Below are 7,769 nucleotides of genomic sequence, written 5' to 3' on the forward strand. Positions count from 1 at the left end.
ATCACCGCGCGGTGTGTGTGCGTCACTTCGCCGCGCCGGGGCTCGGGCCCGCCCGACCGTTGCCTGCGTTCACTCTGGCCCGTCGGTGCCCACCGTGCGGGAAGGCTGGAGGCACCCCGACGTCTTTGGCTGACACCATCGATCCGCCGAGGCCCCAAACACGCCAGGTGTTGTCCGGTAGGCGCACCATGGTCAGGTAGGCGCCGCGTGTGACGGTGTAGTCCGCGAATACTCGGGAGCTTTGTGCTATCTCTGGGACGAACCGGACGAAGGCCAGGTCGTCGGGAGCGTCCACCGCGTAGTACACCTTGGTGGCGATCGACTTGTCATCCAGCAAATCCGCTGCCCATTGGTATCCGTGCCAGGCGGGTGGATGGAAGGTTAGAGAGTCAAGGATGTCCAGCAGTTGGTCCCTGCCCAGCAGCGCCTTCCACCAGTTGGCCGCGACGCTCAGCGGATCTTGTAGATCAGGGGCGGTCAGGGCCCGATGCATCGGCGACGACTCCAGTTCGGCAGCCACCAGTGCCGGGACGTCTGATTCAGGACCGACGCCGCCCTGTATCCGCTGGTGCACGTTGTTGGCGAAGGTCGGCGCATGGCTCGCCCGTTGGGCGAGCAGGTGCGCTGTGGTCATGGGCGGGTTGCGACGTCGCCCCGCGTCCGTGTTGAGTGCTTTGATGCAGGCCTCTTCGTCGTGGACGTTGAGCCTGCTGAGGAAAGTCTCGGGATCGATGACCTCGAGCCCGTACTGCTGGTATGAACTCTCCGGGAAGTCCTTGAGGTTCACGGTGACGAGCAAGTCGGCGCCTGCAGCCACCGCAGCAGCGAGAACGTGCCGGTCTTTGGCGTCGCAGGTCATCTCTTCGATGAGGTGCTCGAACCGAGAACCGAGGACTCGGGGAAACCAGCCTCCATGTGGTTGAGCCGATACCTAGCCCTATCGGGGTCAACGCTCAGCTTCGCGGTAAGGGTCCGTTCGACCTCGTCGAGGATCTGTTCGGACCAGCGTGGTTCGAACAGTTCGTGCTCGGCCCTCGTGAGCAGCGCAGAGACCAGCGGGTAGGGGACGAGCACGCAGGCGTCGAGCAGGACGACCGGCCCAGTCAACGCGTCGTCATGTAGTCGTCGGTGTCAGAGGGGTCCTCCGTGGCTGCGAACCTCTCCATCGCGCGAGCCCGGCGCTCAGCACGACCCTCCAGGAACTCCTGGACCGCGCGTCTGGCCACGCGACGATGCGTACCCGGCCGCTCGAACGGCAGAACGCCCTCGTCCAGCATCTTCACCAGCGTGGGACGACTCACTCGCAACAGGTCAGCGGCTTCCTGCGTGCTGAGCATCTCGTCCGCCGACACCACGAGAACCGATTCACCCTTGGCCAGGCGGGCGAACACCTCCACAAGCAAACGGCGGGCACCATCACTCAACTCGAGCTCGCTATCTCCCAGCCGGAGGGTCGGGGCCTGAGCTGCAGCGTCCCGTAGCCGCAGAGCCTCATCGATAGGAACATCCTGAGGCGTGGCCCGTGTCTGAGTGCTACCCATGCACCTAGCCTAAGCTCCAAACGAAAGAAACGGAACCGGGATGGCGCGATAGTGCGCCCGCCAGACCTCCAGCGGCTCGCCCGCAGCGTGCGTCCTTCCGGCGCGATCCGGGACTGCTCGCCAGGGCGCCGGGCCGCACTCGGCTGGATGGCGGTGCATGATATCATCAGATATCAGGAGGTGGTCATGATGGCCGACGTGTTGATCCGCGACGTGCCTGAAGCGGTGTTGGCGAGTGTGGACGCGCACGCCGCTCGATTGGGCCTGTCCCGCGTGGAGTACATCCGCCGACGTCTCGCTGCGGACGCGGCCAGCGAGAGTTCGCCGGTCTCTGTTGGAGATCTGCGCGCCTTCGCCGACCGGTTTGCTGACCTTGCCGACCCCGAGGTGATGGACTCGGCGTGGCAGTGACCGAATGGCTCATTGACAAGTCGGCACTGGTGCGCCTGGCCGACAGTCCCGACGCCCAGGAGTGGGCAGCTCGGATCCAACGAGGCCTGATTCGCGTCACCAACGTCACACGGCTGGAGATTGGCTACTCCGCACGGAGCGAGGATGACGCCCGGTCGATGTTCACCAAACCGCCAGTGGCGGCAATGCCGGTGGAGTATCTGACTCGCACGATCGAGGACCGGGCACTTGAGGTGCAGATCCTCCTAGCCGGGAAGTGCTTGCACCGCGCCCCGTCAATCCCGGACCTGATCATCGCCGCCGCCGCAGAACTGGCCGGCCTCACGGTGCTTCACCTGGACAAGGACTTCGACCTCATCGCCAGCATCACCGGCCAGCCTGCCGAACGACTCCACCTGTGAGGGCCCAGCAGCCAGCCGCACGCCCTCTTCAGCCAAGCCCAATCCATCGCGAACCGGGCGAGAGGCTGCGTAGTCTTAAGCAGGCCGCTGCCGCACCGCGCGGGCGATGAAGCACTGGGCGACCAGGTTCCTGACGTGCGCCTCTGCGACAACCGGGTCGTCGAACATGTTCGCGAGCGCTTCCGCGACGCTCTGACCGGTCTCGACCACGCGATTCGCAGGGTGGTGCATCGTGCCCGCGGAGGTGTAGGCACGCAGCACCCGGGGCGCGTCCGCGAACCAGTCGGGGACCTCCGGCCCGGGCGGGCGCCCTGCGCACGCCTCGGCGTGGACGAACACCGGCCCGACCTCCCGGTAGGGACCCGGCACCCCCAGCGGTGCGTGGGCGATGGTGGCCACTCGGTCCCCGCGCTCGCTCAGCTCCAGGCAACAGCGCATCTGCTCGCCTCCCTGGAGGGACGCGAACACCGTGACCGCATTGCCGTGGGCGTCGACCCGATGGGCACGCACGGGCGCGAGCTCGGCCGGGTCGATGGCCTCGAGAACATAGGTCGTCATGCCCGGCAGTCGCGCGCCGGGCACAGAACGTGAGATGACCAGCCAGCGCGATGGTCCGCGCACCCCCAACACTGGGTATGCCGCCGGGCCGGGGTTGACCTACAACTCCAGCCCCGCGGCATACGCCTCACTCCGGTTGTCCGGCGGCTGCAGGTTCCGCACGAGATGCTCGACCCAGCTGTCCTCGTCGACAGCACGGGTCACGGCATGCCGCCCAGGCCTGCCGCGCAACTGCTTGAGCGGTGACCCCAGCAGTTCGAAGAGCTCAAGCTGACCGTCGCGAGTGAACACCTCGTCGTCCCACTGGACATGGTGGAGCACCGGTGCGGTGATCGCCGTGGCCGACCGGCGAACGAGTTCATGGGCTGCCATCGCGGCCATCATGGGATCCGGCGCGATGAGACCGAACTTGCCGATCACGGCCGCGCGCAACCTCTCCCCCAGCGCCGCACACAACACGATCCCGTACCGCGCCCCCATCGACACCCCGAGGTAGCCGACGAACTCATCGTCGACCATCTGCTCGTCCCCCACAGTCGACAGCACGGTGAGCCAGTCATCTCGCATCCGCTCGTGCACGGCCACCGGTCCCTCCGCGACCACCCGGTGTTGGTAGTCAAGGGGTCCGTCGCCAGGCACAATCCGGTCCCCGTGATACGGCCCATCGATGGCCAGGGCTGCGATCCCGAACTCGCCAGCCAGCCGTGACCCCATCCGACGATGCCGGTCGATGGCCTTGTGCCCGCTCCCACCGTGACCGAACAACACGACGGGAGGCAGGCGGTCGGCACTGGGCGGCAGCCACGCGATGGCCGGCACAGACGAATCGTCGCGCGGCACGAAGAAGGCCGTCTCCGTCACGTTCGGTGTCAGCTGGTCGCGCCGTGTGACCTCGAGCTCACCCATCTCGCCATTGCACCACGCCTCACCAGCCGGTCGGTGCGAGCCTGATGCAGCATTCGCCCATAAGCGGGTATGCCGCAAGCACCCTGTTCTGCAGATCCGCACCCGACCCTCCTCCGGGCGAGCGGACTCATCAAAGTCAGAAACCCCATACCGCAGACGCCGACCGCCGGCACGGCGTGCTCCCCGTCGCCGATGAGATCCTCGGCGAGGCAGCGGAACTCCTTCCACCACACGGCGCCTCCACCTCGGCATGACCGGTGTGCGGGAGCTGCACCTCGTGCGGCCGGGTGTCGGACCGCAGCAAGCGCCTTCCCTCTCGACCAGCACACCCTTGGTGCGGGACGTGCCGATGTCGCCGCCGAGGTGGGCAGTACGAAGGTAAACTGTGCGGCCCTCAATTCACCGTGCACGCGCGCCGCATGAGAGATGCACGCGGAAGAGTTTGGATTCCCCAGCGGAGAGCCTCCGGGCGCGTCACTTGGGCTCCACTATGGGCTACCTGGGTTCGAGCATCTCGATCATCTGCCGATGTGCGGACGTCTCCTGGCGCACGTTCCAGGCTTGGCGTTCAGACCTTGGAGGGTCTAGAGTGAGGTGATGTGGAGCGTTGACATCGAGCTCATCGCGGGATGGCTCGCTTCGCTGGACCAAGGATCCCGAGAGCAAGTTGTTGCTGCGATCGAGTTGCTCGAAGACCGCGGTCCACAGCTTGGACGACCTGTCGTTGACACGGTAAGCCGTTCCCAGCACCGCAACATGAAGGAGCTGCGGCCCGGTTCGTCGGGGAGATCCGAGTTGCGCATCCTGTTTGCGTTCGACCCAGAGCGGCAGGCCATCCTGCTGATCGCTGGTGACAAGGCTGGCAACTGGCAGCGTTGGTACAAGAAGAACATCCCCCTCGCCGACAACCTGTTCGACGAGCACCTACGCAGACTGGAAGGACAGTGAGCGACATGGCCAGGACCATCAGCGACTTCCTCACCGAGCACCCGGTGGATCGAGAGCAGGTCGAGAAGCACAAGCGGCGCATGCTCACCCAGGTGCGCGCCTACCGACTGCGGGAACTGCGTGAGGAGGCTGGGCTGACCCAGGCCCAGCTGGCTGAGCGAATCGGTGTCGGCCAGCGCCAGGTCTCAAAGATCGAGAACGGGGACCTCGACAGCGCCAAGATCGGCACCATCCGCAACTACCTCCAGGCTGTCGGCGGAGACATGGCGATCGAATACGTCATCGGGGACGACAGGGTCCAGGTCGCCTGATCTGACTGAGCGGCCTACGCGCAACTGCCGCTGCCAGGCTGTTCCGTGGCAGAGTTCGTGGGCACGGAACAGTCCGCGCTCAGAGACCGAGGAGATTATGCGACGCCTCAGTAACGATGCTCGCAATTTGCTCAGTGCGGCAGCGGCCGTTGCGAGGTTCCGCGGAGCACAGGAGTGCGACACATCGGATCTCAAGGTGGCTGCTCTTCTGATCGCCCTGCACCCCGGCGTCGCGCTCTATGCGGACGCCGCGGCCAGCACCTCTCCGAAGCAACTGCCGTTCGCCGCTGACCTAGAAGAACTGCTCACCAGCTCACACGACGAGCTCGGCGTCGAGGCGCTGCGGCGGCTCACCCAAGGGTTGTAGCGGCCCACGAGCCGGCTCGACAACGCACGGTACTGCTTGTTATGCACGTGATGGGTGCCTCCCTCTTCAGAGCCGACGTAGGTTGGAGGGATGGGATATGACGCCCTGACGGAGAGCCTGCGACTTATTGAGTCCCGTGAGCTCGCCCCCGTCACTCGGTTGAGCCGCCGGCGGCGCCATGTCTCGATGGCTGTGGACGTTGCCGGCGACATCGCGGTCACGATGTTTCTGCGCAGGAGCGTGGGGTGCAACGTTCAGGAAATCCACGTGCTCGCTCATCACTCAGGCAAGTGGTTCATGCTCGGAGGTGGCGGAGGGTCGGCAGCCGTCGACGCACTCGAGTACCGGTGTCGAGATGCAGGGAAGGTTGCACAACCCGAGCGGCGAACCTTGCACAATCGGTTGGCGCCTCCTGGCGCCGAGGACCCCTGCTTCCGTTGACGGTTGGTGGGTTCGTCCGGTTCAGGGCCCCCAGCCTTGCTGGGCTAGGCGGAGGCCTAATTGGAGTCGGTTGGTGACGCCCAGGCTTGTCATGATGGTGCGGACCTTTCGTTGGATGGTTCGTTCGGCGAGGCCGAGTTGGCGGCCGATCGCTTGGTCGGTCATCCCGGTGACCAGCAGTGGGATGATCTGGTTCTCCAGTTCGGTCAGCTCGCGGCTGGTGCTGTCGAGCGTGCCGAGTTGCTGCCGGGCGTCTTCGGCATTGCGCATCGGGAACGCTGATCGCCAAGTGGCTTCGAACAGCAGCCGCAGGGAGTTCAGGAGTGCTGAGGGGTGTACGACCAGGGCCGCGGTGATTGAGGCAGGGGCTGACTCCAGGGACACCATGGCCACGGCCTGGTCGCCCATCACCAATTTCATCGGCAGGTCCGCGGCCACACGCGCTTCCTCGCCGATAGCTGTCAGGCGGTTGATCGATGCCAGTTTGCCGGGCACCTCCAGGCTGGATCGGTCGTAGAGGCACCGATAGCGCACCGTTCCGGCTGGGAGCACTTCCAGCTCATGGGGGTTCTCGACCGCGGGCCCGGCATATGGTGGCGCGTCGATGATGAGGACCTCTTCAGTTGCTGAGCGTTGGATCTGCTCCGACCGTTGGGAGGTCGCTTCACGGCCAACAATAATCTCGATGAGTTCGGCGGGGATGGTGGCCCGTCCAACGCGTCGCCACCGTTCGGTCAACTCGTGAACGTGGGCCCGCGCGGCGGTGATTTGCTGCTCGCGAACTCGAGCGAGGTTGTCGAGTGCCACGTCCGGGGCGATGGCTGCATGGCGCACCGGAAGCCCGGCCAGTGTGGTGACCAGGCCTTTGACCTGCAGCGATCGCAGCAGCGATCCGACCGATTCTCTTTCGGGCGCCCACTCCTCAGCGAGGGTTGCGGAGGAGGCTGCCTGACGATCGAGGAGGAGTAGGTAGAAGGCGCTTTCGTCGGTGCTCAGCCCGAGGGCGGTGAGGTCCAGACCCATCGACTCTCCTTGAGACGTATTGCGGATGTGGGCGTGAATACGACACTCAGAATCCTAGTGTTTGCGGAAGGGCACTGTGACACTCGGATGGCATTCGCCCACAGTGCCCTCTTGGGGAGGAGCGCTTCGTTTACATCTGAGGAGACTTTCAATGATGAAGCCGAACCCGGCTCGGGTCGGGGTGCGACAGGCACGTGGAGTGCTTGCCCCGGCCGTCGGTCTAGCGCTGGCGGCCAGTTTGCTGGCGCCAGCAGCGGGCTCAGGAGGGGCTGAGCCACCCAGCCCGCACACGGGCGCTGCCGCCCCGAACAACGACGGCGAGTCCCACCAAGTGACGCTGATCACCGGTGACGTCGTGCACTGGAAGGCGGACGCGGAGGGCAGGGGGTCCGCAATCGTTGAGGACAAGGGGGTGGAGAGCAGCTTTCAGACCATCGAGTCTGATGAGGACTACTACGTGATCCCCTCGGAGGTCTCACCGCTGGTCGGCACCTACCTGGATCGGGAGTTGTTCAATGTCTCCGCCCTGGTCGAGCAGGGCTACACCGACGACAAGGTCAACGGCACACCGGTGATCGTCCAGAGCAAGGAGGGCAGCAACGCGCGCAGTCGCGGCGCCAGCACCCCGCCCGGACTCAAGGTGGAGCAGCGCCTCGCGAGCATCGACTCCGTTGCCGGCACGCTTGCCCACGGCGAGGCCGAAAGCTTCGGCCGCCTGCTCGGCAAGGCTGCACGCGACGTCAAGCCCACCGCCACGAAGGGGGACATGAGGTTGACCCCGTTGGGTGGACATCCTGACCGTCAGGTTTTGCCTGGCAGGAGAGGATGCCCTTATGGGTGCCAAGAGGAAGAGTTACACCCC

Annotated in this window: 12 protein-coding genes; 6 read left to right on the forward strand and 6 right to left on the reverse strand. The window is 65.4% G+C overall.

Going from position 1 to position 7,769, the window contains the following annotated elements:
- Nucleotides 1–22: 22 nt before the first annotated feature.
- Genes DA085_RS20310 through DA085_RS20320 form a run of 3 tightly spaced genes read right to left on the reverse strand, consistent with a single transcriptional unit; the run spans nucleotide 23 to nucleotide 1,397 of the window.
- Entirely contained in the window at nucleotides 23–859 is an 837-nt protein-coding gene (locus DA085_RS20310; RefSeq protein WP_109474820.1) for a VapC50 family PIN domain-containing toxin, read from the reverse strand.
- A complete protein-coding gene (locus DA085_RS20315; protein WP_109474821.1) occupies nucleotides 856–1,107 on the reverse strand; it encodes a PIN domain-containing protein in 252 nt (83 codons plus the stop codon). Before DA085_RS20315 ends, DA085_RS20310 begins: the two co-directional genes overlap by 4 nt.
- Nucleotides 1,104–1,397 (reverse strand): helix-turn-helix domain-containing protein, encoded by a 294-nt coding sequence (locus tag DA085_RS20320; RefSeq protein WP_237565642.1) that lies wholly within the window; start codon nucleotides 1,395–1,397, stop codon nucleotides 1,104–1,106. The genes DA085_RS20315 and DA085_RS20320 overlap by 4 nt, the downstream gene beginning before the upstream one ends.
- Before the next feature lie 291 nt (nucleotides 1,398–1,688).
- Here DA085_RS20320 and vapB point away from each other — a divergent pair, with 291 nt between their 5' ends.
- Both vapB and DA085_RS20330 read left to right on the forward strand, forming a co-directional pair.
- Nucleotides 1,689–1,952, forward strand: coding sequence for a type II toxin-antitoxin system VapB family antitoxin (gene vapB, locus DA085_RS20325; RefSeq protein WP_272914508.1), 264 nt, complete (start codon nucleotides 1,689–1,691; stop codon nucleotides 1,950–1,952).
- Nucleotides 1,943–2,353: a PIN domain nuclease gene (locus tag DA085_RS20330; protein WP_109474823.1), complete on the forward strand. Its 411-nt coding sequence runs from the start codon at nucleotides 1,943–1,945 to the stop codon at nucleotides 2,351–2,353. Before vapB ends, DA085_RS20330 begins: the two co-directional genes overlap by 10 nt.
- A 75-nt stretch (nucleotides 2,354–2,428) precedes the next feature.
- Here DA085_RS20330 and DA085_RS20335 read toward each other — a convergent pair whose 3' ends face one another.
- A complete protein-coding gene (locus DA085_RS20335) occupies nucleotides 2,429–2,911 on the reverse strand; it encodes a DUF1203 domain-containing protein (RefSeq protein ID WP_109474824.1) in 483 nt (160 codons plus the stop codon).
- Between the two features lie 99 nt (nucleotides 2,912–3,010).
- Nucleotides 3,011–3,817 (reverse strand): alpha/beta hydrolase, encoded by an 807-nt coding sequence (locus DA085_RS20340; protein ID WP_109474825.1) that lies wholly within the window; start codon nucleotides 3,815–3,817, stop codon nucleotides 3,011–3,013.
- Nucleotides 3,818–4,414: 597 nt separating this feature from the next.
- On the opposite strand from DA085_RS20340, the gene DA085_RS20345 reads away from it, so the two are divergent.
- From DA085_RS20345 to DA085_RS21080, 3 genes are all read left to right on the forward strand, one after another.
- Nucleotides 4,415–4,765, forward strand: coding sequence for a type II toxin-antitoxin system RelE/ParE family toxin (locus tag DA085_RS20345; protein ID WP_109474826.1), 351 nt, complete (start codon nucleotides 4,415–4,417; stop codon nucleotides 4,763–4,765).
- A 5-nt stretch (nucleotides 4,766–4,770) separates the two neighbouring features.
- The gene (locus DA085_RS20350) at nucleotides 4,771–5,076 is read left to right on the forward strand and encodes a helix-turn-helix domain-containing protein (RefSeq protein WP_109474832.1); all 306 of its coding nucleotides are present in this window, start codon (nucleotides 4,771–4,773) and stop codon (nucleotides 5,074–5,076) included.
- Nucleotides 5,077–5,272: 196 nt separating this feature from the next.
- The gene (locus DA085_RS21080; protein ID WP_154402275.1) at nucleotides 5,273–5,443 is read left to right on the forward strand and encodes a hypothetical protein; all 171 of its coding nucleotides are present in this window, start codon (nucleotides 5,273–5,275) and stop codon (nucleotides 5,441–5,443) included.
- Between the two features lie 462 nt (nucleotides 5,444–5,905).
- Here the strand turns inward: DA085_RS21080 and DA085_RS20355 are convergent, their stop codons facing one another.
- The gene (locus DA085_RS20355) at nucleotides 5,906–6,907 is read right to left on the reverse strand and encodes a helix-turn-helix transcriptional regulator (protein WP_109474827.1); all 1,002 of its coding nucleotides are present in this window, start codon (nucleotides 6,905–6,907) and stop codon (nucleotides 5,906–5,908) included.
- Between the two features lie 331 nt (nucleotides 6,908–7,238).
- On the opposite strand from DA085_RS20355, the gene DA085_RS20360 reads away from it, so the two are divergent.
- The coding region (locus DA085_RS20360; protein ID WP_202619346.1) for a hypothetical protein at nucleotides 7,239–7,769 on the forward strand (531 nt) is incomplete at its 3' end.

It is taken from the genome of Ornithinimicrobium cavernae (assembly GCF_003121625.1).
In the GTDB taxonomy this organism is placed as follows: Bacteria; Actinomycetota; Actinomycetes; order Actinomycetales; family Dermatophilaceae; genus Ornithinicoccus; species Ornithinicoccus cavernae.

What these genes read in the sequence shown, in the direction of transcription:
- DA085_RS20340 (WP_109474825.1), bottom strand. Translation starts at nt 3,817, where the DNA reads ATGGGTGAGCTCGAGGTCACACGGCGCGACCAGCTGACACCGAACGTG.
- DA085_RS20335 (WP_109474824.1), bottom strand. Translation starts at nt 2,911, where the DNA reads ATGACGACCTATGTTCTCGAGGCCATCGACCCGGCCGAGCTCGCGCCC.
- DA085_RS20310 (WP_109474820.1), bottom strand. Translation starts at nt 859, where the DNA reads ATGACCTGCGACGCCAAAGACCGGCACGTTCTCGCTGCTGCGGTGGCT.
- DA085_RS20345 (WP_109474826.1), top strand. Translation starts at nt 4,415, where the DNA reads ATGTGGAGCGTTGACATCGAGCTCATCGCGGGATGGCTCGCTTCGCTG.
- vapB (WP_272914508.1), top strand. Translation starts at nt 1,689, where the DNA reads ATGGCGGTGCATGATATCATCAGATATCAGGAGGTGGTCATGATGGCC.
- DA085_RS20350 (WP_109474832.1), top strand. Translation starts at nt 4,771, where the DNA reads ATGGCCAGGACCATCAGCGACTTCCTCACCGAGCACCCGGTGGATCGA.
- DA085_RS20355 (WP_109474827.1), bottom strand. Translation starts at nt 6,907, where the DNA reads ATGGGTCTGGACCTCACCGCCCTCGGGCTGAGCACCGACGAAAGCGCC.